19 protein-coding genes are annotated in these 25297 nt (G+C 55.1%); 14 read left to right on the plus strand and 5 right to left on the minus strand.

Annotated features, from left to right (window positions below):
• Positions 1–37 precede the first annotated feature (37 nt).
• Complete coding sequence (locus tag AB4O12_RS18910; protein ID WP_460059445.1) at positions 38–1267, plus strand: multifunctional CCA addition/repair protein; 1230 nt, start codon at positions 38–40, stop codon at positions 1265–1267.
• Positions 1268–1352: 85 nt separating this feature from the next.
• Here the strand turns inward: AB4O12_RS18910 and folK are convergent, their stop codons facing one another.
• Complete coding sequence (folK, locus tag AB4O12_RS18915) at positions 1353–1871, minus strand: 2-amino-4-hydroxy-6-hydroxymethyldihydropteridine diphosphokinase (RefSeq protein ID WP_236167653.1); 519 nt, start codon at positions 1869–1871, stop codon at positions 1353–1355.
• Positions 1862–2218 carry a dihydroneopterin aldolase gene (gene folB, locus AB4O12_RS18920; RefSeq protein WP_016772885.1) on the minus strand — a complete coding sequence of 119 codons (357 nt, stop codon included), beginning with the start codon at positions 2216–2218 and terminating at the stop codon, positions 1862–1864. Before folB ends, folK begins: the two co-directional genes overlap by 10 nt.
• Positions 2219–2292: 74 nt before the next feature.
• Between folB and plsY the strand changes: the two genes are divergently transcribed.
• Positions 2293–2862 carry a glycerol-3-phosphate 1-O-acyltransferase PlsY gene (plsY, locus tag AB4O12_RS18925; protein ID WP_186568892.1) on the plus strand — a complete coding sequence of 190 codons (570 nt, stop codon included), beginning with the start codon at positions 2293–2295 and terminating at the stop codon, positions 2860–2862.
• 23 nt (positions 2863–2885) lie between these two features.
• Here the strand turns inward: plsY and tsaD are convergent, their stop codons facing one another.
• Entirely contained in the window at positions 2886–3911 is a 1026-nt protein-coding gene (tsaD, locus tag AB4O12_RS18930; RefSeq protein ID WP_457265080.1) for a tRNA (adenosine(37)-N6)-threonylcarbamoyltransferase complex transferase subunit TsaD, read from the minus strand.
• Between the two features lie 199 nt (positions 3912–4110).
• Here tsaD and rpsU point away from each other — a divergent pair, with 199 nt between their 5' ends.
• The 9 genes from rpsU (at position 4111) to AB4O12_RS18975 (ending at position 21208) form a co-directional block, all read left to right on the plus strand.
• The gene (rpsU, locus tag AB4O12_RS18935; RefSeq protein ID WP_002551877.1) at positions 4111–4326 is read left to right on the plus strand and encodes a 30S ribosomal protein S21; all 216 of its coding nucleotides are present in this window, start codon (positions 4111–4113) and stop codon (positions 4324–4326) included.
• Between the two features lie 485 nt (positions 4327–4811).
• Entirely contained in the window at positions 4812–6776 is a 1965-nt protein-coding gene (gene dnaG, locus AB4O12_RS18940; RefSeq protein WP_460062483.1) for a DNA primase, read from the plus strand.
• Positions 6777–6843: 67 nt separating this feature from the next.
• Positions 6844–8691 (plus strand): RNA polymerase sigma factor RpoD, encoded by a 1848-nt coding sequence (rpoD, locus tag AB4O12_RS18945; RefSeq protein WP_024014550.1) that lies wholly within the window; start codon positions 6844–6846, stop codon positions 8689–8691.
• A 125-nt stretch (positions 8692–8816) separates the two neighbouring features.
• Positions 8817–12563 carry a bifunctional diguanylate cyclase/phosphodiesterase gene (locus AB4O12_RS18950; protein WP_056786651.1) on the plus strand — a complete coding sequence of 1249 codons (3747 nt, stop codon included), beginning with the start codon at positions 8817–8819 and terminating at the stop codon, positions 12561–12563.
• A gap of 709 nt (positions 12564–13272) precedes the next feature.
• On the plus strand, positions 13273–14685 hold the full coding sequence (locus tag AB4O12_RS18955) for a tyrosine-type recombinase/integrase (RefSeq protein WP_460059449.1): 1413 nt from the start codon (positions 13273–13275) through the stop codon (positions 14683–14685).
• A 407-nt stretch (positions 14686–15092) separates the two neighbouring features.
• Entirely contained in the window at positions 15093–17921 is a 2829-nt protein-coding gene (locus AB4O12_RS18960; protein ID WP_460059451.1) for a hypothetical protein, read from the plus strand.
• Complete coding sequence (locus tag AB4O12_RS18965) at positions 17918–18586, plus strand: hypothetical protein (RefSeq protein WP_460059453.1); 669 nt, start codon at positions 17918–17920, stop codon at positions 18584–18586. Before AB4O12_RS18960 ends, AB4O12_RS18965 begins: the two co-directional genes overlap by 4 nt.
• Positions 18573–19046: a hypothetical protein gene (locus AB4O12_RS18970; RefSeq protein WP_460059455.1), complete on the plus strand. Its 474-nt coding sequence runs from the start codon at positions 18573–18575 to the stop codon at positions 19044–19046. The genes AB4O12_RS18965 and AB4O12_RS18970 overlap by 14 nt, the downstream gene beginning before the upstream one ends.
• Positions 19043–21208, plus strand: coding sequence for an AAA family ATPase (locus AB4O12_RS18975; protein WP_460059457.1), 2166 nt, complete (start codon positions 19043–19045; stop codon positions 21206–21208). The genes AB4O12_RS18970 and AB4O12_RS18975 overlap by 4 nt, the downstream gene beginning before the upstream one ends.
• Positions 21209–21709: 501 nt before the next feature.
• Here AB4O12_RS18975 and AB4O12_RS18980 read toward each other — a convergent pair.
• Together AB4O12_RS18980 and AB4O12_RS18985 are read right to left on the minus strand one after the other, a co-directional pair.
• A complete protein-coding gene (locus AB4O12_RS18980) occupies positions 21710–22477 on the minus strand; it encodes a hypothetical protein (protein ID WP_460059459.1) in 768 nt (255 codons plus the stop codon).
• Between the two features lie 13 nt (positions 22478–22490).
• Positions 22491–22757 (minus strand): tyrosine-type recombinase/integrase, encoded by a 267-nt coding sequence (locus tag AB4O12_RS18985; protein WP_460059461.1) that lies wholly within the window; start codon positions 22755–22757, stop codon positions 22491–22493.
• Between the two features lie 359 nt (positions 22758–23116).
• Here AB4O12_RS18985 and AB4O12_RS18990 point away from each other — a divergent pair, with 359 nt between their 5' ends.
• From AB4O12_RS18990 to AB4O12_RS19000, 3 genes are all read left to right on the plus strand, one after another.
• Positions 23117–23608: a hypothetical protein gene (locus AB4O12_RS18990; protein ID WP_460059463.1), complete on the plus strand. Its 492-nt coding sequence runs from the start codon at positions 23117–23119 to the stop codon at positions 23606–23608.
• 503 nt (positions 23609–24111) lie between these two features.
• On the plus strand, positions 24112–24489 hold the full coding sequence (locus tag AB4O12_RS18995) for a PBECR2 nuclease fold domain-containing protein (RefSeq protein WP_460059465.1): 378 nt from the start codon (positions 24112–24114) through the stop codon (positions 24487–24489).
• A 272-nt stretch (positions 24490–24761) separates the two neighbouring features.
• The gene (locus AB4O12_RS19000; protein WP_041476707.1) at positions 24762–25223 is read left to right on the plus strand and encodes an Lrp/AsnC family transcriptional regulator; all 462 of its coding nucleotides are present in this window, start codon (positions 24762–24764) and stop codon (positions 25221–25223) included.
• Positions 25224–25297: the final 74 nt, after the last annotated feature.

Below are 25297 nucleotides of genomic sequence, written 5' to 3' on the forward strand. Positions count from 1 at the left end.
CGCAAGGGTTATCCTGTCGGACTGACGGAGGTTTTTTATGCAGGTTTACAAGGTTGGCGGCGCAGTACGTGATCGCCTGTTGGGGTTGCCGGTCACTGACATCGACAGGGTCGTGGTGGGCGCCACCACGGAGGAAATGCTCGCCAAGGGATACCGCCCGGTTGGCGCCGATTTTCCGGTGTTTCTGCACCCCAAAACCGGTGAGGAATATGCCCTCGCCCGTACGGAACGCAAGAGTGGCCGGGGTTACGGCGGCTTCACCTTCTACGCAAGTCCCGAAGTGACGCTTGAAGAAGACCTGATTCGCCGCGACCTGACGATCAATGCCATGGCCGAGGACGATCAGCTCAACCTTACCGATCCGTACCATGGCCAGCGCGATCTTGAAGCGCGAATCCTGCGCCATGTATCCCCGGCATTCGCCGAAGATCCGCTCCGTGTCCTGCGTGTTGCCCGTTTTGCTGCGCGCTACGCAGGATTGGGCTTTACGGTCGCCGATGAAACCATGGACTTGATGCGCCAGCTCAGTGAGTCCGGCGAATTGCAGGCGCTGACTGCCGAACGTAGCTGGAAGGAGATTTCCCGGGCACTGATGGAAGATCATCCACAGGTGTTCATCCAAGTCTTGCGCGACTGTGGCGCACTCAAAGAGCTATTGCCGGAAGTCGACGCCTTGTTCGGCGTGCCGCAGCCAGAGACCCATCACCCGGAAATTGACACAGGCCTGCACACCCTGAGCGTGCTGGAGCAATCAGCCCAGCACAAACAACCACTGACAGTGCGCTGGGCCTGCCTGCTGCATGACTTGGGCAAAGGCCTGACGCCGGAAGATGAGTGGCCCGGGCATATCGCCCATGAGCACACCGGGCTGAAGCTGATCAAAGCGGTCAACGAGCGCTTCAAGGTCCCCAAGGACTGTCAGGAACTGGCGCTGCTGGTGGGGCAGTACCACACCCATGGGCACCGGGCGCTCGAGTTGAAAGCCTCGACGCTGTTGGAGTTGCTGCAAAGTTTCGATATCTATCGCCGGCCACAGCGCTTCGAGGAATTTATCGCCGCGTGCGAGATGGACGCCCGTGGCCGCAAGGGCCTGGAGCAGCGCAGTTATCCACAGGCCGATTATTTGCGCGGAGCGGCGAAGGCTGCGCGAGCGGTGGCGGTGCAGCCGTTGCTGGAGCAGGGATTCAAGGGGCCGGAACTGGGCGAAGCGCTGAAGCGGGAACGACTGAAGGCGTTGAAAGCCTACAAAGAGGCGGCGACAGCCTGATAAAAAACTTCGCGAGCAGGCTCGCTCCCACATGAGACCTCGATCCAATGTGGGAGCGAGCCTGCTCGCGAAAGCGCATTTGATATCACCGCAAATCCGAAGGCGTGAGCTGCTCCCCCCGCCATTCGAACGCAACCGGCGCCAACACCTGATCAATCTGCGCTTCAGCCCACAACATCGCAAAGCTCTTGCCCACTCCCGGATGCACCCGATCCGGCGCAATCAACGACAGCGGCCACAGCACAAAGGCATTTTTCAGGATTTCAGCACGCGGCAGCATCAATCCATCGAAATTACCCACCAGATCGCCATACAGCAGCACGTCGATATCCAGCGGCAGACCTTTGCGATCCGGGGCATAACGACCGTTGTCCGCCTCGATGAATTTCAAACGGCGATCAAGCTCTATCAATGGCAGGTCCGTGTAGGCCGAGACCACAAAATTGAAGAACGGCCCGCTCTTGATGCCCACCGGTTGGCTCTCGAACACCGCCGAACAACGGATATCCACCAGGAACGTGGCCAGCGCATCGAGACCGGCGCGCAAATGGGTTTCACGCTCGATATTGCTACCGAGCCCGAGGTAGACCTGAGTCAGCGACATCCGCGCTCGATCTCCACACCCACACCACCCTTGGCCGCTGGAACGGCGCCCGGCTTGGTCAGTTTCAGTCGCACCCAGGTGATCTTGAATTCGGCCATCAGCACTTCAACCAGACGCTCGGCGAAGGTTTCGACCAGTTGGAATTGCGCCTGCTCGGCAAAGGCCTGAATGCGCGTGGAAACACTGGCGTAATCGAGCGCCAGGGTCAGGTCGTCACCGGCGGCGGCCGGGCGATTGTCCCAGGCGAAGCTCAGATCAAGACGCAGGCACTGACGGATGCCGCGCTCCCAGTCGTAGGCACCGATCACGGTGTCGACTTCCAGGCCCTCGATAAACACTCTGTCCAAGCACTTCTCTCCGCTGCACGACAAGGGCGCGATGCGCCGTTAGAATCAGGGCGTCCTCGCCCGGAATAGTTAGCATGTTTTGGCTACTGGCGATTCTCGCCTACCTGCTCGGCTCGCTGTCCTTTGCCATTTTGCTCAGCCGCCTGACCGGAAATCCGGATCCGCGAATGAGTGGCTCGGGTAATGCCGGCGCCACCAACATGCTGCGCCTGGCCGGTCGCAAACTGGCGATCCTGACCCTGCTCGGTGATCTGTGCAAAGGCCTGCTGCCGGTGCTGATCGCCTCGGGCGCGGGCCTTTCACTGCAGGATCAGGCCTGGATTGGCGTGTGCGCCGTGATCGGTCACCTGTTCCCTTTGTACTTTCGCTTTCGCGGCGGCAAAGGCGTTGCCACTGCCGCCGGCATGCTGCTCGGTCTGTATCCACCCGCCGCGCTGCTGGCGGTGTGCGCCTGGCTGCTGACGTTCTACCTGACTCGCACCAGCTCGCTGGCGGCGCTGATTGCCACGCCACTGACCCTGCCATTGCTGGCCTGGCAGGAGCCGGAAGCCTTGCTGCCAATGAGCGCGCTGACCTTGCTGATTGTCTGGCGCCATCGCGGCAATCTACGCGACCTGTTTGCCGGGCGCGAACGGCATTTCTGACTGCCGTCCATGAGCGTCGCTCATTACAGCGCCGACAACTGCTCCATTGGCCAGCGTGCCTGCACGGTGATGGCCAGACTTTCCTGCTGGCCGGCCTTCAGGCGCTGGCAACCGGCAAATGCGATCATCGCGCCATTGTCGGTGCAGAACTCCGGGCGCGCATAGAACACATCACCCTTCATATCGCCGAGCATCTTTTCCAGCGAAACCCGCAACGCCTTGTTGGCGCTGACGCCGCCGGCAATCACCAGTCGCTTCATGCCTGCATGTTTCAGGGCGCGCTTGCACTTGATGGTCAAAGTCTCCACCACGGCCTGCTGGAACGCCAGCGCGATGTCGCAACGGGCTTGCTCGCCGTCGTCCCCGGCGCTGACGCATTGCTGCCAGGTATTGAGGGCGAAGGTTTTCAAGCCGCTGAAACTGAAGTCCAGACCCGGGCGATCACACATCGGACGCGGAAAGGTGAAACGTCCTGCGACGCCCTTCTCGGCCAGCTTGGCGATTTCCGGCCCGCCGGGGTAATTGAGGCCCATCATCTTCGCGGTTTTGTCGAAAGCTTCGCCGGCCGCATCGTCGAGCGTCTCGCCGAGCAGGCTGTATTGGCCAATGCCGTCGACCTGAACCAACTGGGTATGACCACCGGAAACCAACAAAGCGACGAACGGAAATTCCGGCGGTTTCGGTTCCAGCATCGGCGCCAGCAAGTGGCCTTCCATGTGGTGCACACCGAGAGCCGGAATGCCCCAGGCAAACGCCAGCGCCTGCGCGCAGGAAGCACCGACCAGCAACGCGCCGACCAGGCCAGGACCTGCGGTATAGGCGATTGCATCGATCTCGGTCGGCACGCAGTCGGCCTCGGCCAACACCTGACGGATCAAGGGCAGCATGCGTTTGACGTGGTCACGCGAGGCCAGCTCCGGCACCACACCGCCATAGACACGGTGCAGGTCGATCTGACTGAACAGCGCGTCGGCCAGCAGACCGCGTTCACTGTCATACAATGCGACGCCGGTTTCGTCGCAGGAGGTTTCTAATCCCAGTACTAGCATGGGTTTGCGCCTTGTTTAGGCTGAATTCGAAGGCGCGCATAATAGTCGCCACGTGATGCCCCGACCAGCGGTTTTCGATCAGAGGCTTTGCATTCCGAGCGATGAGGGGTTAACATCCGCAACCCTTAAAAACCGACGTCTTCAAGTGCTCTTTTGCCGCGAGGATGTTGACCCCGGTAATGAATGAAGGTAGCTCTGGATGCCAGCCGTCAAAGTAAAAGAGAACGAACCCTTCGACGTAGCTCTGCGTCGTTTCAAGCGCTCCTGCGAAAAAGCCGGTGTACTGGCTGAAGTTCGTAGCCGCGAATTTTACGAGAAGCCAACTTCTGAGCGTAAGCGCAAGGCAGCAGCCGCTGTTAAGCGTCACGCCAAGAAAGTTCAGCGCGAACAGCGCCGCGCCGTTCGTCTGTACTAATCCACAGACGTTCGTAGCAAGCTTCTTGCCTAAGCCCGGCCCTCAGCCGGGCTAATGGCATTTGCGTAAAACGCTTGATGCTTCACCGTCGACGCCGCCGATGCGACCGAGACAAATCTGCTTCACCGCGTCAGGCCTGGCTCTTTTGCCAGCGGTGCACGTCTTTTCTGACGAGCCTTTCAAGGCTACTGACGAGCACACCCACTGATTCCTCTTACGACGATCAGCCCAAGGCACCTGCATGCGTGCCCGCTTTATTGAGCTATCCGAGGTCGACAATCGGCCGTCAGCGGATTCAGCGCAACACTTTCACATAGTCGAAGACTGATAGGTACTAACGTCAGTGGATTTTCGGCAGATACACTTCCCGACAGCGATTACGCAGACGACACCGGTCGAGCCGCACTTTTGTGCGTTTCCAGCAATGGCCCGCGTCCGACGGCCTGTCGCAACGGATTTATTGCAGCGCAGACGACGAGAACGCCATGGCCGGGCTGATTCCCCAGAGCTTCATTGACGACCTGCTGAACCGCACCGACATCGTCGACGTGGTCAGCTCGCGCGTGCAATTGAAGAAGGCCGGCAAGAACTACACCGCCTGCTGCCCGTTCCATAAAGAGAAAACCCCGTCATTCAGCGTCAGCCCCGACAAACAGTTCTATTACTGCTTCGGTTGCGGCGCCGGCGGCAACGCCCTCGGCTTTCTCATGGATCACGACAACCTGGACTTCCCCCAGGCCGTCGAAGATCTGGCCAAAGCCGCCGGCATGGAAATCCCCCGCGAAGAAAGCGGTCGCGAGCGCAAGCCGCGCCAGCCGACCGATTCGCCGCTGTACCCGCTGCTGACCGCCGCCGCTGATTTTTACCGACAGGCACTCAAGAGTCATCCGTCGCGCAAGGCTGCGGTGGATTACCTCAAGGGGCGCGGGCTGACGGGCGAGATCGCTCGGGATTTCGGCCTCGGTTTTGCGCCGCCGGGCTGGGACAACCTGCTCAAGCATCTGAGCAGCGACACGTTGCAACAGAAGGCCATGATCGAAGCTGGCCTGCTGATCGAGAACGCCGAAACCGGCAAACGCTATGACCGCTTCCGCGATCGCGTGATGTTCCCGATTCGCGATACCCGTGGACGGATCATCGCCTTCGGCGGTCGCGTACTGGGCGACGACAAGCCCAAGTACCTGAACTCACCGGAAACCCCGGTATTCCATAAAGGCCAGGAACTCTACGGCCTTTATGAAGCACGCAAGAACAATCGCAACCTCGACGAAATCATCGTCGTCGAGGGTTACATGGACGTCATAGCCCTCGCCCAGCAAGGCTTGCGCAATGCCGTCGCCACGCTGGGTACCGCGACCAGCGAAGAACACCTCAAGCGCTTGTTCCGCGTCGTCCCGAACGTATTGTTCTGCTTCGACGGCGACCAGGCCGGCCGCAACGCAGCCTGGCGTGCACTGGAAGCGACCCTGCCGTGCCTGCAGGACGGTCGTCGCGCGCGGTTCCTGTTTTTGCCCGAAGGCGAAGACCCGGACACCCTGGTTCGCGCCGAAGGCACCGATGCTTTCAAGGCGCGCATCAATCAGCACGCGCAGCCGCTGGCCGATTATTTTTTCCAGCAACTGACCGAAGAAGCCGACCCGCGCTCACTTGAGGGCAAGGCGCACATGGCCACCCTCGCCGCGCCATTGATCGACAAGGTGCCGGGAGCGAACCTGCGCATCCTCATGCGTCAGCGCCTGACCGAGATTACCGGCCTGAGCAGCGAGACCGTCAGCCAATTGGTTCAGAATGCGCCGCAGGAAGCACCGCCCGCCTACGATCCGGGCTTCGATTATGACGCCATGCCGGACTACAGCGACTACCATCAGCCGCAGGCGCAGGACATGTATGCGCCGCAGCAGGAATGGACGCCGAAGAAACCCGGCGCCGGCGGCAAGAAGTGGGACAAGAAACCGTGGGACAAGAACGGCAAGCGTGGTGGCGATCGCGAACAGCAGCGCCCGCGTACGCCGATTGGCGTTGAATCGCCAACCCTGACGGCACTGCGAACATTGCTCCATCATCCGCAACTGGCCAAGCGCGTCGAAGACGCCGGGCACATTGCCGATGAAAATCAGACCAACGCCCAGCTGCTTGTGGCGCTGCTCGAAGCCGTACAGAAGAATCCCAAGCTAAACTCATTTCAGCTGATCGCGCGATGGCACGGTACTGAACAGGGTCGCTTACTCAAGGCGCTGGCAGAAAAGGAATGGCTGATTGACGGAGATAACCTTGAACAACAGTTTTTCGACACCATTACTAGCTTGTCCGCCCGCCAACGCGAGCGAAATCTCGAACAGTTACTCAGGAAAGCGCGGCAAAGCGAACTGAGCGGCGAAGAGAAAAATCAACTGCGCGACCTTTTAAGTCGCAATGTTTCCGCATCAAACCCGACCTCAACTGGCGCGTGAGGTCATAGCTCAGGTATAATCCTCGGCTTGTTTTTTGCCCGCCAAGACCTTCAGTGGATAGGGTGTTATGTCCGGAAAAGCGCAACAGCAGTCTCGTATTATTGAGTTGATCAAACTGGGTCGTGAGCAGAAGTATCTGACTTACGCCGAGGTCAACGACCACCTGCCCGAGGATATTTCAGATCCGGAGCAGGTGGAAGACATCATCCGCATGATTAACGACATGGGGATCCCCGTACACGAGAGTGCTCCGGATGCGGACGCCCTTATGTTGGCCGACGCCGATACCGACGAGGCCGCTGCGGAAGAAGCAGCCGCTGCGTTGGCGGCGGTGGAGACCGATATCGGTCGCACCACTGACCCGGTGCGCATGTACATGCGTGAAATGGGTACGGTCGAGCTTCTGACCCGTGAAGGCGAAATCGAAATCGCCAAGCGGATCGAAGAAGGCATTCGTGAAGTGATGAGCGCGATTGCGCACTTCCCAGGCACGGTTGACCACATTCTCTCCGAGTACACCCGCGTCACCACCGAAGGTGGTCGCCTGTCCGACGTCCTGAGCGGTTATATCGACCCGGACGACGGCATCGCGCCGCCTGCGGCAGAAGTGCCGCCGCCGGTTGACCCGAAAGCCGTCAAGGCCGACGACGATACCGACGACGATGATGCCGAATCTTCCGACGATGAAGAAGAAGCCGAAAGCGGTCCGGATCCGGTCATCGCTGCGCAGCGCTTCGGTGCCGTCGCCGACCAGATGGAAATCACCCGCAAGGCCCTGAAAAAGCACGGTCGTCACAACAAGGCAGCCGTTGCCGAGTTGCTGGCCCTGGCCGAGCTGTTCATGCCGATCAAACTGGTGCCGAAGCAATTCGAAGCCCTGGTCGAGCGTGTACGCAGTGCCCTGGATCGCCTGCGTCAGCAAGAGCGCGCGATCATGCAGCTGTGCGTACGTGATGCACGTATGCCGCGCGCCGATTTCCTGCGTCAGTTCCCGGGCAACGAAGTCGACGAAAGCTGGTCCGACGCCCTGGCCAAAGGCAAGAGCAAGTACGCCGAAGCCATCGGTCGCGTGCAGCCGGACATCATCCGTTGCCAGCAGAAGCTGATTGCGCTGGAAACCGAGACCGGCCTGACCATCGCAGAAATCAAGGACATCAACCGTCGCATGTCGATCGGTGAGGCCAAGGCCCGCCGCGCGAAAAAAGAGATGGTTGAAGCCAACCTGCGTCTGGTGATCTCGATCGCCAAGAAGTACACCAACCGCGGCCTGCAATTCCTCGATCTGATCCAGGAAGGCAACATCGGCCTGATGAAGGCGGTGGACAAGTTCGAATACCGTCGCGGTTACAAGTTCTCGACTTATGCCACCTGGTGGATCCGTCAGGCGATCACTCGCTCGATCGCCGACCAGGCGCGCACCATCCGTATCCCGGTGCACATGATCGAGACGATCAACAAGCTCAACCGTATTTCCCGGCAGATGTTGCAGGAAATGGGTCGCGAACCGACTCCGGAAGAGCTTGGCGAACGCATGGAAATGCCTGAGGACAAGATCCGCAAGGTACTGAAGATCGCCAAAGAGCCGATCTCCATGGAAACCCCGATCGGTGATGACGAAGACTCCCATCTGGGCGACTTCATCGAAGACTCGACCATGCAGTCGCCAATCGATGTCGCCACAGTGGAAAGCCTGAAGGAAGCGACTCGCGAAGTGCTGTCCGGCCTCACTGCCCGTGAAGCCAAGGTACTACGCATGCGTTTCGGTATCGACATGAACACCGACCACACGCTCGAAGAGGTGGGCAAACAGTTTGACGTAACGCGTGAGCGGATCCGTCAGATCGAAGCCAAGGCGCTGCGCAAGCTGCGCCACCCGACGCGAAGCGAGCATCTGCGCTCCTTCCTCGACGAGTGATACCAGAACCCCCGGCCCAGGCCGGGGGTTTTGCTTTATGGCAGATTAAATTCCCCGCTCCGCCCTCCCCGTCGCGTACCCCGTCTACACTCGAAACAATCATCCCAAGCCCTGACGAGAGCGTTATGCCCAGACTGGCGCCCGTGCTTTTTCTGCTGTCATTGATGATCTGCACCGCCACGGCTGACGCGCTGACTCTCACCGATGAAGAACGCAGCTGGCTGGCGGCTCACCCTGACTTGCGCCTGGGTGTCGACGCGTCGTGGCCGCCTTTCGAATTTCGTGACGACCAGAACCGCTATCAGGGTCTCGCCGCTGACTATATCGACGTGATTCGCCAACGTTTGGCGATCAAGCTGACGCCCATCGAACCGGCAAGCTGGACGGTGGTGCTGGAGCAGGTCAAAAAAAGCAAGATCGATTTGCTGCCGGGAATCATGTCCACGCCGGAACGCCAGAATTACCTGTCATTTACCCGGCCGTATCTCGACTTCCCGATCGTCATTCTGGCCCATGTCGGCGGGGCCCAGCCGCGCAAACTCGACGACCTCTACGGTCTGAAAATCGCCGTAGTGGAAAACTACGCTCCCCACGAACTGCTGCGCACTCACCATCCCGATCTGAATCTGGTGGCCATGCCCAATGTCAGTTCGGCGCTGCAAGCCCTGGCGACCGATGAAGTGGACGCGGTGGTCGGCGATCTGGCTTCCAGCGTCTGGAGCCTGCGCCAGCTCAAACTCGACGGCCTCTACGTCAGCGGCGAAACCCCGTATCGCTATCAACTGGCGATGGCCGTGCCCCGCTACAACAAGATGTTGGTGGGCATTCTCGATAAAGTCCTGGCCGACATGACACCGGCGGAAATCAGCAGCATTCAGGAACATTGGGTCGGTAATGTGCTCGACCACCGCACATTCTGGTCAGATCTGCTGATGTATGGCCTGCCCGGTCTGTTGTTGTTGATGACGGTGCTGGCCGTGGTGATTCGCATCAACCGCCGCCTGAGCTCGGAAATCTCCCGGCGCATCGACCTCGAACAGGAATTGCGCAGCAGCGAATATCACTACCGCGGTCTGGTGGAGAGCTTGTCGGCGATCGCTTGGGAAGCGCGGATGAGCGACTTCACCTACAGCTATGTGTCGCCCCATGCTGAAGACCTGCTCGGGTATCCACAGTCTCACTGGCTGATTCCGGGTTTCTGGCACAACATCATTCACCCGGCCGACCTGACCCGCACGCAAAACTATTGCAGGGAAGCGCTGCGCCAGGGCCGCGATCACATCGTTGATTATCGCGTGATCACCGCCGACGGCCGCTGCCTGTGGGTGCGCGACATTGTCAGCCTGATCGAGCATGGCCACGAACCGGTGATGCGCGGGTTGATGATCGATATCAGCGAAATCAAACGCACCGAAGAGGCGCTGCGCCTGTCCGAGCAGAAGTTCGCTTCGGTGTTTGAGCAATGCCCGGACATTCTGGTGATTGCGCGCCTGTCCGACGGCTGCCTGCTGGAGGTTAACGAGGCCTTCGAAGAGCAGATCGGCCTTAGGGCCGAGGAGGTGATCGGCCAGACCGCCACCAACCTCAATATCTGGGGCATCCCCGGGGTGGGGCCGGGCCTCTTGCAGCGTTTGCAGGCCGGCAGCATCCGTAATCTGGAAATGCCCTTTCGCCGCAACAACGGCCAATTGTTCACCGGGCTGATTTCCGCCGAGCCTTTCGACCTCGACACCACCCCGGCGCTGGTGGTGGTAGTTCGCGACATCAGCCAGCTCAAGGAAACCCAACAGCAACTGCAAACCTCTGAAGAGAAGTTCGCCAAGGCTTTCCATGCGTCGCCGGATGGCCTGTTGCTGTCGCGCCAGAGCGACGGCCTGCTGTTGGAGGTCAACGAAGGTTTTAGTCGTATCACTGGTTTCAACAGCGCCATGTCGGTGGATCGTTCAACGCTGGATCTGGGCATCTGGGTCAACCTCAACGAACGCAAACAGATGCTCGATCTGCTAAAGCGCGACGGGTTTGTCCGCGACTTCACATGCCACATCCGTCGCAGCGACGGGCAGATTCGCCTGTGCGAAGTGTCCAGTCGCCCGCTGCCGATCGGCGACGAGGATTGCATGCTGACCATCGCCCGCGACATCACCGAACGCCATCTCATGCAGGAAAAACTGCAGCAGGCCGCGACCGTTTTCGAGAGCACCGCCGAGGGCGTGTTGATCACCGATACTCAACAACACATCAGCGCCGTCAATCGCGCTTTCACCGAAATCACCGGTTACAGCGAAAGTGAAGCGCTGGGCCACACGCCACGCTTGCTGGCGTCAGGGCTGCATGACAGCGCTTTCTACGCGGCGATGTGGCACCAATTGACCGACGAAGGCCACTGGCAGGGCGAGATTTCCAACCGGCGCAAGAACGGCGAGCTGTACCCAAGCTGGCTGACCATCAGCGCCGTGCGCAATCGCGACAAGTTCATCACCCACTTCGTCGCGGTGTTCGCCGATATTTCCAGCCTCAAGCATGCCCAGGCCAAGCTTGATTACCAGGCTCACCACGACCCGCTCACCGGCTTGCCAAACCGCACCTTGTTCGAGAGCCGCCTGCAAATGGCCCTGACCAGCCAGCAGGAAAATGGCGGCCAGGGTGCCGTGCTGTTTCTCGATCTCGACCGTTTCAAACACATCAACGACAGCCTCGGCCACCCGGTCGGCGACCTGTTGCTCAAGGGCATTGCCGTGCGCTTGAAAGAACAATTGCGCGATATCGACACGGTCGCGCGGCTGGGCGGCGACGAGTTCATCATTCTGCTACCGGGCCTGCAGCAAGCCAGCGACGCCGACAACATCGCGACGAAACTGCTCAACTGCTTCGGTGCACCGTTCCAGGCCGGCGAACACGAGTTTTTTATCAGCGCGAGCATCGGCACCAGCCTTTATCCCCGCGACGGCTGCGATGTCGCCACACTGGTGAAAAACGCCGACGCGGCGATGTACCGCTCCAAAGCCAAGGGGCGTAACCGCGTCGAAAGCTACACCCGCGACCTCACCGCCCAAGCCAGCGAGCGCGTAGCGTTGGAACACGAACTGCGCCGCGCCATCGAGCGCGATGAGCTGTTTCTCTATTACCAACCGAAAATCAGCCTGGTCGACCACAGTCTGGTCGGTGCAGAGGCGCTGATTCGCTGGCGCCACCCAACCTTCGGCGACGTGCCGCCCGAGCATTTCATTCCGCTGGCCGAAGAGAACGGCATGATCCTGCAGATCGGTGACTGGGTGCTCGAAACCGCTTGCCGGCAAATGTTCGAGTGGAGCCGGATCTACCAACCGCTCGGGCCGCTCTCGGTAAACCTCGCTGGCGCACAGCTGCGTCAGCCGAACCTGTTGGTGCGCATCGAGCAACTGCTCAAGGACAACCGCCTCAGGCCGGATTTACTGCAACTGGAAATTACCGAGAATTTCATCATGAGTCAGGCCGAAGAGGCGCTGGCAGTGTTGCACCAGCTCAAACACCTCGGCGTGCAACTGGCGATCGATGACTTCGGCACCGGCTACTCCTCGCTCAGCTATCTCAAACGCCTGCCGCTGGACATCCTCAAGATCGACCAGTCCTTCGTCCGCGGACTGCCTGACGACCCCCACGACGCGGCCATTGTGCGCGCCATCATCGCGCTCGGTCGCAGCATGCAATTCACCGTGATTGCCGAAGGCGTGGAAACCCAGGCGCAACAACAATTCCTCGCCGCAGAAGGTTGTGAACAGATCCAGGGCTACATCGTCAGCCTGCCGCTGCCCCCGGACGAATTCGCCGCGACGTTTCTGCATATAACCGTATCGGATTTTTCGGATAGCACAGCCGCGAAACCGTCGCTATAATCCGCGGCCTACTGAGGGCCTATAGCTCAGTTGGTTAGAGCAGAGGACTCATAATCCTTTGGTCCACGGTTCTTATGTGGTATGAATGCCGGTGTGGTATTTGGAACCGGTTTTTGATAGTTTAACGCGATGTTTTAGGGCCTCTAGCTCATGTTGGTTAGAGCAGCGGACTTAGCAGCTCAGTACCTAACCCTGTTGGCATGGTACTGAACGAATGGGTTGCCCTGGGGTAAGTTAACTCTGTCCCTTGGTAGAATCGCTCAAATTCGGGGAAGCCTCTGCTTCGGCGTGGTAATCCCGAGCCAAGCCTCGAAAGAGGAAGGTGTAGAGACTGTACGGGCGAGCCGTAAAGGCAAGAGACAGTCCAGACCACAAACCCGAAAGGGGCAGCGAAAGCTGTAGCTGGTAAGCATAATCCGTTGGTGCCCGGTTCGACTCCGGGGAGGCCCACCATTCCAAAAGCCAGACCGCCAGGTCTGGCTTTTTCATTCCAGCTCAAAAGCACTGCCCCTCTGAGACTGGCCCCAATGTGGTCAGCTGAGCTTCCACAAGCTGCCTCCTCCCTAGCAGGCATCGGCTAATTCAAGAGATCACTGCCCGATCTGGCGGGAGTAGCCACCACCAAAGAACTCGTGTCTGAAAAAACTTGTTGACACCACAAGTGCCACACCGCAATGCTAAAAAAGGTGTGGTATTTGGAAGTGGGCTCATGAAAAATTTCATCCTGATCGATGCGCCGCAGACAAGCGAGGCGAGATACCTCCTGCTTCGCCTTGATCGAGGCCTATCCGACGAGGAAAGGGTCTTCCAACCCTTCTCCCGCTACTCGACCTGGTTAGCGAGCAGAGGCTTCGCTCTCAACACCCAGAAGCTCTATTCCGAGCACGTTGCTCGATTCATTGATTACGTCTACGAGGCATCGAAGACCCCCTTCCCAGCAGATGTCGAACTCACCATTCAGACCATCATCTACAGCTACCAATCGTTTCTTCTGTTCGGTAAAGATTCGGCAAATCCCATTGCCCGCACGCTGGCTCAAACCCTGGGCAAAGAAAAACTCACCAGCCATAACTCACTGGCTCAAACCATCGAGACGGCCATAGTTTGGTTTCTGAAGGGGGCAGCTGCGAGTAACAGCGTCGCCCCCGATCAGCTATTCAGTCCGTTTTACCTGAGTCGCGACGAGTACCGGAGCCAACACGAGATTTCGGGTCAGAAAGCCAACTCGTGGTTAGCCGGCGTCATTCGCGATTCGCTGAATTCAGCAATCCCTAAGAGCAGACAGGACAAACTATTTCCGCAAGCGAAGCGCAGAGACAGGAAAAACGACAAACAGCCCTTCAAGACCACCGCGTATCCCATCGAACGGTCTGTCGATTTGGTCAGGCAAGCCAAGCCCAAGAGATCCAGAACCTTTCATCGCGATATGTCGCTCTATGCCCTGCTGAGTGCTACTGGCGCCCGGACAAGCGAAGTTTTGCAGCTCAGGATGTGTGACATCGACAGCGATGAATTCAAGGTATTTCTTCGCGATCCGTTCAGCAGGAAAATTCCTGGCATCACCGAGGACGAATACGAACTTCTCTCATGGAAGGGTCGAGACACGGAAATGACTTTCATGATTGAACCATTCGCCAGTATTTTTTGGGACAACCTTGAGAAGTACCTGAGCCTCGAATACAACTCCAGCGTGAACCATGATTTCGTCTTTCAGGATGCCGATGGCCGGCCTTTCTTCGCAAGCGACAGGAGCAGCCGAGACAAAACCTTCAAGAAGTATGCTAAGGCGTCGGGGTTGCCAAATATCAAGGGGATCAGCCTGCATTCCCTTAGGCATATGTACGGAACCTACACCCTGAACTACATGCCGTTACCTGGCCAAAGCACCACAGGCTTGCCAATCACATATGTAAAAATCCTAATGGGTCACTCCAGTATAACCTCGACAATGAAGTACGCTAGGCAAGACACGGATATGTTAGAAGCTTACCTGCAGCATGCTAATCAATATGTTACTCAGCAGGGCGAACAGTCAATCAGAACAATACGCCAAGAGTTCCATATCCGACAGCTTGAAATTTTGCGAAAAGAAGCAGATCGGATTGAGGGGCGTGCGGCATGATTAATCTGACTCGCGAAGTAATGCCTATCAAGTCAGGCTTGGAGCTATCAGACTGCATTAAGTCTGCGATCTCACTCTCCAAGGATTGCGTAAAGAACGAGCTATATAATGGGGCATTTATATCCCCAAGCAAGGTTACGAGCTCTCCTAGAAATGAGTTCTATCAAGCCTCCATATTCCGGCTTTTCGAAAATCATCTAGACTGCTCTGACTCTTTGATCTTGGATGAAGAATGGGTGCATAGCCTATTCTTGTGCGCGCTAAAAACACCGACTCCAGAGTTGGCAAGGCGAGTACTACCTATAAGTGCACACAGCTGGCTCAATAAGACCTCTCTAGCAAGACTCAGCCAAGACGCCTTGTTGATTCTCCATTTCCTATGGCACGTAGGTGCAGTTCTACTGCCAATGACGCTGAAGAAGCCAACCGTACGAGACTCCGTCACGGGATCGAACTTCAAAGAATTCGCCGCCTCTACATATCATGAAGTCCTGGCACTTGTCAGCACTCCAAATGTGACCCATTATCAACATGCTGACATACCTGACATCCGCACAGTGATGAAGGCATCTGCTGTTGACAATTTCGGTTGGAATGCATGGAGACTTGTACGTGCAACCAACTGGTACGTTATTGAAGATATTGACCCGATCGACATCGCAGAGTGCGCCAACGCTTTAGTTTCTGCTAGAAAGGGCACCAACAACTGGATAACATACCCACTTGCGCCCAAAGCATTATTCTCGTACATCCAGAGACTTTACCCTGACAGGTGCAGGACTGAAGACCGGGATAACAAAATCAAGAATGACTTGCAGGCCTCAAAAGCTGCAATCAACAAGGGCGAATTTCATATTCCGGACGAACATTCGGAAACAGTTTCATTATGGCTGAAATACCAAGACAAGTTCGTTGATACGCTGAAGTCTCGCGGAATTAAGACCTACGACTCATACTGGCGCGCTTTAGCAATACTGAATACCTTCTTATTTGGTACGCTACCCGAAGTTGGTCTTCGCCCTCCACTACCAAGCGAGTTCAATCGCACGCATATGGAAGGCGACGGATACAAAGGTCTTCTTAAAGAAATCAAGACAGGAAGATCTTCATCCACAGTGCAACAGCTCATGTATCAGCTGAATGCGTATTTTGACTATTTAACTGCACACTCCAGCTCCGACAAGGGCTTGGCTGGATTTTCCAACCCGATTGCCGACATTGATTTTCCGATCGTCAGAAGGGGCTCTAGCAGCAATAAGCCTGCATTCCACTCAGAGCACTTCCCATACCTACTTCAATACTGCTACGCCATTGAATCATTCACGACCTACCTGTCCGAGAAGGTTCACTACGAACAGATAAACCTGTACGACGAACAATATAGATCTGACATCAAATCCAAGAATTGGCATGATGCACATAAAGTCATCCAAACCGAGAAGCTGGGTTACGTGCCAGTAGTATTCTACAAGAACCCACTATTCGACCCCTCCACTCCTAAAAGCCCAGATAATCAGCCGATCAAATATGAGCCACTGAAACTCATATCTAGATCGGTAGTACCTATAATTGAGCACTCGATAGAAAACAATGGCACTTGGGTGTTTTATCCTCAGGCCAACTACATCCGTCATAACATTGTGGCTTTGGAGACTGGAGTTCGGAGCATTCATATCCGATGGCTCGACAAAAGAAAGTACGACAAGAGCATTGATCGTTCTCGTAGGTTGCCACCCATCTGCAAGCTCCACGTCAATACAGACAAGGCCAACGGCCCTTGGGATGCATCTGTATCAAAAAGTGTAATCGACCTGCTAGATCGGCAGTGTGCGATGCTTGATTGGTTCGAAGACCCTTCAATGTCAGAAGAGGTATGGTATGACGACCATGAGGACAGCAGGTTTGGAAAAATCATAACGATTTTCCCTAACTGGATGAAGCCGGGGCCACTCAACCCAGATACCTATATGAAATATTTCAAAAAATTGATTTATTCTTTTGATCTATTTTGCCGGTATCAGTTGCTTGTGGACGCATCCAATCAGATGCCAGAAGCGTTGTCTGAACTTGATACAATCGATGAACCTGTTGACTTTTTGTCAGCCATTAAGCTTGAAGGAGAGGCCTGCAAGCTAATCGAGCACACACCGCACTCATGCAGGGTATCTGTGGTGTCGGAATACATTCGTATTCTTCCTCCGCACATCATCGGTACTTATTTGACAGGGCAGGCGACCGAGGCTCATGTCATGTATTACGCCAAGGTAGACCCAGCTTACTTAAAATCCTTAGCCAGATATCAGAAAATGAGTGTCGAGCAGGGCTGGCATCTTGATCGCCCAGCTTTTTCGTCTATCAAAGCTGAGGATGTGAACTCTAAACTACAGCAGGCGTTTCGCCGAAACAAAGAGCAGACTCTCCTCGACTTCGGTGCAATATCATTTGACCGTGAAACTAAGGATGACGTGGTATCAGGAATTAGGGCTGCAAAGCAGCGCCCGATCGATTCACTAGCGTTTATGCCGACTCACATCTGCCCATACGCCAATCACTGTACTGCAGATGTCGTTCGAGATTTTGGCGCAGTGCCTGGGTCAGTAATGCCCTGCGGGGGCTGTTACTATTCGATCAAGACGGTAGATCATCTGCCCAGAATCCACGGCCATATCCGTGTACTGACCGATGAATGCACCGAGTTGGAAAGCCATATCGCCGAAGCTAAAAGAAACGGAGCATCGCCCGAGAGCCTGGTTCAGAAGGCCAATCATCGTAAGTTTCTTGCTTCTGAAATAATTTCATGGAGCGTTACAGCTCACTGCCTTGAGCAAATGCTGAAAGATGTCAAAGCGCGTTCTGACCTTTTAATAGAAAAGCCTGAGATCGTAACAGAACACTTGGAACGCCTAGTACTGGAAGACCACACGCTAACCAATCTGATAGCCAAAACTGCCGAAGCTAAATCACATGCCGAATACTTCACCCCTCAACTCAAACGTCAGATAATGGTCGCGCGGAACAAACTTTTGGCATTTACCGGAGACTTCAACCGAATGCTTCAAGAAGCGCCTACCGGGTTCACATTGATCGATGAGTTCAGGGGCCTCATCCGATCGGCTTGCGAAGTTCTAGGCCTCTCTCTCCATGACCTGAGTGAGGCAATGAGTAAGCCCATGGCCATAGAACGTCCCAATTCGATTCTCAAGCTTATATCCAACCCTGAGAGCGTCGAAGTATGAGCAAGGGTGCCAAGCCAGGCCAGAATCGTTTTGCGGGCTCGCAGAAGCGCAATCTTGATTACCGAATCGGTAGGATCAAAGAGGAAGTAATACCAAAACTAAAGGCCTACGCAGGCAAGGCCACATTTGAGGGAATCACACCATTCTCCAGATTTTGTGCCGAACTGTACAATGAAGGGCTTCCTGTCAACGAGAAGAAGATCGGATACAGAACCTTTGTGCAGAGCTCTGACTACTGGGCATTGATCGGCCCGCTCTATTACAGATATTGGGACTTTAAAGACAGCATGGGGCCCAGAAAAGACAAGCTTGTGGGAAAGCTGGCTGCACAGCGGGCAAACGATCTTCAGTCTGAAGTTGAAAGATTACAGAATGAGGTGGAGGCTCTTCGAGCTGCCCTCCGGCTACATGGCGCCGCGCCAAAGCCAATTCCGAACGAACAGGACAGAGATCAATCGAACCTGACGAAGTTTGACAAAACTTGTCGTGCTTTGAAACTAGTGTTGGACGCCAGTGACGGTATGTTTTCCGTTGATATGCAAACCAAAAAAATTACGTGCGCTTATAACGACCTTGAACCAGAGGAAGGGCTTGCGCCAAAGGAGCTAACCGAACCATTCGTTGCTTGGTTGAAATCCAAAGAGAAAAATCATGGCCAGCAATAATCCGAAGCGGACACCATTTGAGCGCTACAGAGACTATGTTGCACAGTTGGAGCAGGCTGGCAAAAAGTTTCCCGTTAACCAATTCGGGGATGTCAATTTCAGTCGGATTGCTGACGACTGCGGCAACCGGCGACAGTGGTTTTCTGAAAGCGCCAAAAAGGTCTTCTGCCCCCAAGGCGATACTCTTGAGCAGGTGATAGCTAAAGACATTCGTCGAATAGGGAGCGAGGTCTATACCCCCAAAGACCCTGAATCAGTCCTAATGGAGATGGCTGATTCCAAGAGCAAAGAGGCCAGCCGACTGCGATCCATGCTTGAGCAGAAGTCAAAGGAAAATGAATTACTTCGAGAGCAAGTAGAGCGTCTCTCAGATGAGTTGCGCGTGCTTCGCTCGGCTGCTTCAGAGGTCAATGGCCAGCAAGATCTGATGATTGATTCTGGACGGTCATTCATTCTATGAGTCAACTATCCAATGTAGTGCAGGTGGGCTCGGTGAAGCCCGGCAGTTTCGGCGGTGCTATCTTCTCAGGTCGCATCATTGGTGAGAATAAGATCTTCACCTGCAAAGCCAGCTACAAAATTATCACCCGCGTTCCGCAGCCAGGTGAATGCTGGCAAGTCAGGGGGGCGATCGTGGGTCATGATCAGTTCAGAAATTTTGTGCTGGTCGAAAGCTGCCACATTGTTAACCTGCCGGTGGCTGCGTATGTCGAACGCCTCCTCATCAAGCATCCGGCATTTCGGGGACTTGCATTCGGGAAAGCCAAAGTAGCAAAGCTGGTTCGGGAGTTCGGTGCTGAGAACCTTGCTCAGACCCTGACAGCTGGAAGAACCAGCCACTTGGCTGAAGTCATCAATCCTGACTTAGCCCAGAAACTCGTTGAGGCATGGGGAACTCTACAGAACGAGATTTCAACCATTCAATTTCTGATGGAGCATGATTTCGACCCAGGACTTGCCAAGAGCATTCTCAAGGTGTGCCAGACAGACACCGTTGAACGGATAAAGCGCAACCCTTACAGCCTAGTGGCGTTTCATGGAGTTCATCCAAACCTTTGGAAAACGGTTGAAGCTGCAGCCGCCAAACTGGGGATCACTGTAGATGACCCTCGCAGGCTTTCAGGGATAGTCGAATACCTGCTGTACACCCGCCTTGATCAGGGACACACAGCATGTTCGCTAGAAGATCTTAAGGCGCTACTGAGGCAGAAAATCCCAGCTCCTGACCTAGTCGACCTATCAATAACTTCCGCCCTTAATAGGCGAGCTGTATGCATCAAGAGACTGGGCGGTGTGCCTTTCATACAGCCGCTAGGTGCCGCGCTGGTTGAGAGCCAGCTTGAGCAGCGTATAGCCAACTTAACATCTGCCCAGATGTCGCTCCTCCATAGCTCACCACGAGAACTGGAGAAGACCATTGAGGGCTACTGCGCTCGCATGGAGGCATCCTCTGGACACTCGCTAACATTAGAACAAAAGGGCGCGGTGCTAATGGCCCTTACGAACCGAATCAGTACGCTGACTGGTTTCGGGGGCACCGGGAAAACGACGGTGCTGAGGACAATTGTTGATATCGCTTCAGAACACCGCCCTGTACACGTCCTAGCGCTCAGTGGTAAAGCCAAGGAGCGAGCCAGGGAGGCGATTGATCGAGACACTCATACGATCCACAGCTTCTTGATCAAGATCAGCACAGAGTCGTCTGGGGTTAACGGTGGTGGCGACCCGCTTGTGGTCATTGACGAGGCCAGCATGGTCGACATCGCACTGATGCTCAAGCTGCTCAATGCCTTCGCCAAGAAAGAGCTTTCACTTCTCCTAGTCGGCGATACTGGTCAGCTATCCCCGGTAGGCTATGGCATCTTCTTTCACGCGCTGGCTAAGTCAAAGGCGATACCATCAACCCACTTGACCAAGGTTCACAGGACGGTTGGCGATAGTGACCTTCAGAAGACCTCCATGCAGATTCGCTCAGGGCAACTGAGCACCCTTCCAATATGGAACGGTGAGCGCGACGGGGTGTTTCTCATTCCCTGCACCACCACAAAGGATTTGCTTCGCCACCTGGCTCGAATCAAGCAGCTCATCCCCGATGCTCAGATCTTGACGCCTCACATGTCTGATCGAATGCCTGATTCTGGCCATAAGATTAACAATCATCTGCAAAGCGTCCTTCAACATACGGATGAGACGCCAGGCATCAAACTGGGTAAGTATTGGCTGCGCGTTAACGATCCAGTCATCGTCACGCAGAACAGCTACGAACATAACCTGTTCAACGGAAACACTGGTGTGATGTCCGGTATGACAGTCGTTGATGGGGAGAGCGCTGGCATCTTCAGCATCAATGGGCTCGAAGTCGTCCTCTCTCGGATAGAGCTGTTCCTGCTAGGCGTAAAGCTTGCTTATGCCATCTCAATCCATAAGGCTCAGGGCAGTGAGTATCAGACATCTATCATCTGCTCACTCAGCGAGAGCGAATTCGTGGAGCGGAGTATGCTGTACACGGCCATCTCCCGATCCAAACGACTGGCCCTAATCCTGAGCACCCAAACGCTTTTACAGCAAGGCGTGGCTCGACCAAACCGCAGCGATACCCTGTGCGTGGGATTCTCGATTTGAGATCTTTACCCCTGCTCCACCTCGGTACTGAACTGTCAAAAAAAATCACGGAGTGTCTGCCCGGCAAAGCTCGGGTAGAAACCGTTATTTTTATTGACAGCACCACTGCCCAGCGCAGCGACAGCCTAAGCTCTGGAAGGGGTTAGGCTCTGCCTGACCGCTTCCCGAGCCCCTCGGGCGGGGCAGAGCGGGGTCTGGGGCAGCGCCCCGTGGTGTTGCTGTAATGACTCCGGACACGCAAGAAAATGCTCACTACTCAAGCCCGTGTGGGCCCACCACTTTGAAAGCCTCCCCTTTTCTATCACGTCGCCCGCCCTCTAATTCATGAAAGCGTCCACACTCATTTTTTTGAGTCCCTGATATGTACAGCAAACCTCTTGGCCATCCAACCTTCGTACCTCAGTCCTTGCACCTCCGTCTTGATCTTCAGCCATCCGGTACCTGGATCTTCCACCAATTGAAATGTGCCGTATTCCCGCAACCTCACGACGGAGTCAAAATTTACACTGGCCCATTCCGTAGGTGAACATTATCTCTTTTTACAAACCATGCCCCGGAGCTTGCGAACTGATTTTCGTCGCTTTTGCTAGACCCTTTTTGCCATGCACAAATGTTTGAGTAATAGTCAGAAGAAACATTTTCTGACGGAAGGGTTTTACAAACAACAGAGATAAATCCGTCAACATCTGTGACTTTCCCCATAAACCCGAGAACTATAATAATCACCAACATCAAATATTCGACTGAATATTTACTACCTAAGTCGCCCCGCAAAAGCTCAAGCACTGCTTTTCTTAATTTCCGACTTGCAGCAGAGCTTTCTATATTTGAAAACAGTGCATTGATTTGATTACGATTTGAGCCATAATGTTCTTGCAAAACATCCGCAAAAGATAGACCAGAAGTTAAGAACCTGAAGCTTGAACAGCTCTTAAAGTCATCAAATGTTTTATACACGAATGTAATATCGCGAAAAGCCAATAGCGACTTATAGTGAAAAACAACACTTTCAGCGCCTTCACATAACTTATTCCACTTAGCTACCACTCCAGCCAATAGCTCACTAGCCGCAAGATCAATCCACTGCCCTCTAGTCAGACTCATGGACTGAAGGGTGGCACCCAAAGGACTCAGCGGGATCGCCTCAAAAACTTTCCTTAAAGGTACTTTCTTATCTACCGGATATTCCGGCAAAGGCAAACGCGGCCCTACAAAGTCCAGTCCAAAAGCTTTGCGAACCCAATCTGTATCTAAATTTTTCCGACTCATCCGGTCAACTACCCTACCTAAACTTCGCCAACGGATTCATATTAATAACTACCGCCATATGCCCCGGAATAAAATGTGCGTACTTCTGCGTCATAGCCAACGCCGCATGCCTCAACACCTTTTGCAGCGTAATGATATCCACGCCATTCATCATGTAACCGCTGGCAAACGTATGCCGCAAAACATGCGTTAACTGCCCAGTTGGCAGATCAAGCTCCATAGCAGCAACCGCCCGCCTGAAAGTATCGTAGGACGGCTTGAACGACAGCGCATTCTTCAACCGCACCTCAAGCTCTTCAGAGATCGAAATGGTTCGATTCTTACTCGACTCCGTCTTGCCTTAGTGAATCGCCCTACCGCGCACCTAACAAGGTTGCAGGCCTTCTGAGTCACCCCAGCGCGCACCGGTCGCCAGACATACTTCCGAAATCAGCAGCGTATCATCCTGCAACGTTGCCAGATGGGTCAGTAGGTGGCCAATATGTTCGTCCTCCAGATACACCATCTGCGCTTCGTCGAATTTGAGCTCCCGAACATTGTGGCAACACAGCCAAGCCGTGCAGCAACGCGCTGACGCCGAGGGCAACTGGTGCCGGCAGACAGATTGCCCGGATTGCCAACCACGCCAGAGAGCGCAAGGTGCAGGCGCTGGAGAACAGCGAGCGTTATCAGACCAGTGCTGTCGAGGTCGACAAGCAAAGCAGCGAGCCCGTCGCTGGGATCAAGACGATTGAGGCACTGGGTGCGATTAAGGTGTTGTCCAGCGGATCGGCCAGTCTAGTGACCATCGAGGATGTGCAGATATGCCCCGGCCAGGACTTGGGCCTGGCAATCGGTCGAAAGCTCAACTGCACCGTCCGCGACGATATGACCGAACGCATTGAGGGAGCCCGCGAGAGTACAGCGCTGGTCAGCCAAACCTTTCAAGCACCGACAACCTGGCTGGGTTCCAAACAAGTCAGCGATTGCCGCGACTTTGACACAGCCATCCAGGCCCCCGGGGACTGCGGGTATGTGGGATTTTGGCGAGTGTTTAATGCTCAATATTTCGAAGTCCTGCTTACTAGCCAAACCATCCAAATACAACACCAAGGTTGTATTTATAAAACCATAGTTGTGGCGATTGACTAATGGCCATAATCCCCTGTACTTGCTGACTTACGATGACATTCAGACCGGACGGACAGTTTCCGAGCGCACAATTTTAGTACCACATAAAGGTTCGAGTCCGTGTGGGCCCACCAAATTGAAAAGCCGCGCTGAATGCGCGGCTTTTTTGTGGGTGCGGTTTCTCAGTCTGGCTAATTCCGACCCAGGAAGAAAGCTGCGCTATCTGTAGGATCATTCTGAAGCGATGCTTCCGGGACGTTTGCAGCCTTGTGAGGCTTTCCTGCGAGCAATTAATCTCCTGACGCCATCGCCGCCCAGGACTGTTTCCATGCTCATGAATGCTGCTCCAACAATCAGCGAAGCAGCCGACCAAGCAACCTGGATCGATCTTGCCCTACCCGACTTGAGAACACTCTCAAAAGAACTTCGATCAGCCGCAATCACAGAAATAAAAAAGGGCTGACGATGCAGCGGGTGCCTTGGGAATACTCTTGGAATACTTCGGATTCATCGATGAGTCTGTTATGGCCGTCACGATCCTGACGCCGATTGGAAACGTTGCGGTTGCGAGAGACAAACTGGCCCACATCGTTGAAAAACGCCCGGACTCGCGCGAGCGCTATGTTCGACACGCTATCGATACCTTAACGGGACCCTTTGAAATATGGAAAGTCCGATACGATAACGGCGGACACCGCGTGGCATTCATCAATGCCTATGAGGCAAAAAATGACATGCTTGTGGTTGTAGACATTCGGAATGGACACGTTCTGTGGAATTTTATGCACGCTCCGGCGAGAGCCATGAACAGGCATCGAAAAGGCGAGCTTTTGTATAGGCGGTACATTCTTACGGACAAAAAAAGGGCAGCCATCGGGCTGCCCGTAACATCTAAATCCTGATATTTGCATCCTCAGGAAATGGGATGAAGAGGTCTCACCTGACACCGATGTTGCAGCATCGCTGAGGTACCTACATCTGCTAATGCCCTGCAAGGCAGCAGATTTCGCGCTCTTGTTGGCATTCTTGGGAAACAGGGCAGACAAGTCAAATCAATTGTCAGAACATTTGTTTCATCAAATTCATCAGTGACCACTTTGCTATGGCGCAAAAGCCTTTCCTTATTTGCCTGTAAAGTGCGCCTCCCTCCGACTCAACGCCAATGGAGCCCACCTTGCCAGACACCCGCCAACCCATCCTCGACGAAATCGACCGCCAGCTAATCGCCGCGCTGCAAATCAACGCCCGCGAAAGCGTGGCCATGCTCGCCCGTCAGCTAGGCATTGCTCGCACGACGGTGACGTCGCGCCTGGCCCGGCTGGAAAAGGCCAGAGTGATCACCGGTTATGGCGTGCGTCTTGGTCAGCGTGTAGTCGATGGTGGCTTGCAGGCGTACGTCGGGATCAAGGTGCAGCCGCGTTCCGGCAAGGACGTGTTGCGGCGTTTGAGTGCGATGGCGCAGGTGCAGCAGTTGTGTGCGGTGAGTGGCGAGTTTGATTATGTGGCGTGGTTACGCACCGATTCGCCGGAGCAGCTCGATCAGCTGCTGGATCAGATTGGCAGTGTCGATGGGGTGGAGAAGACCACGACTTCTATCATTCTGAGTAGCAAGATAGATCGGGGTCAGCCGGTTTAAGATTTTGATCGAGCTTCTCGGGTGAATTTCAGAGCCTCTTCGCGAGCAGGCTCGCTCCCACATTTTGGTCGGTA

Source organism: Pseudomonas sp. S2_A05 (assembly GCF_054668485.1).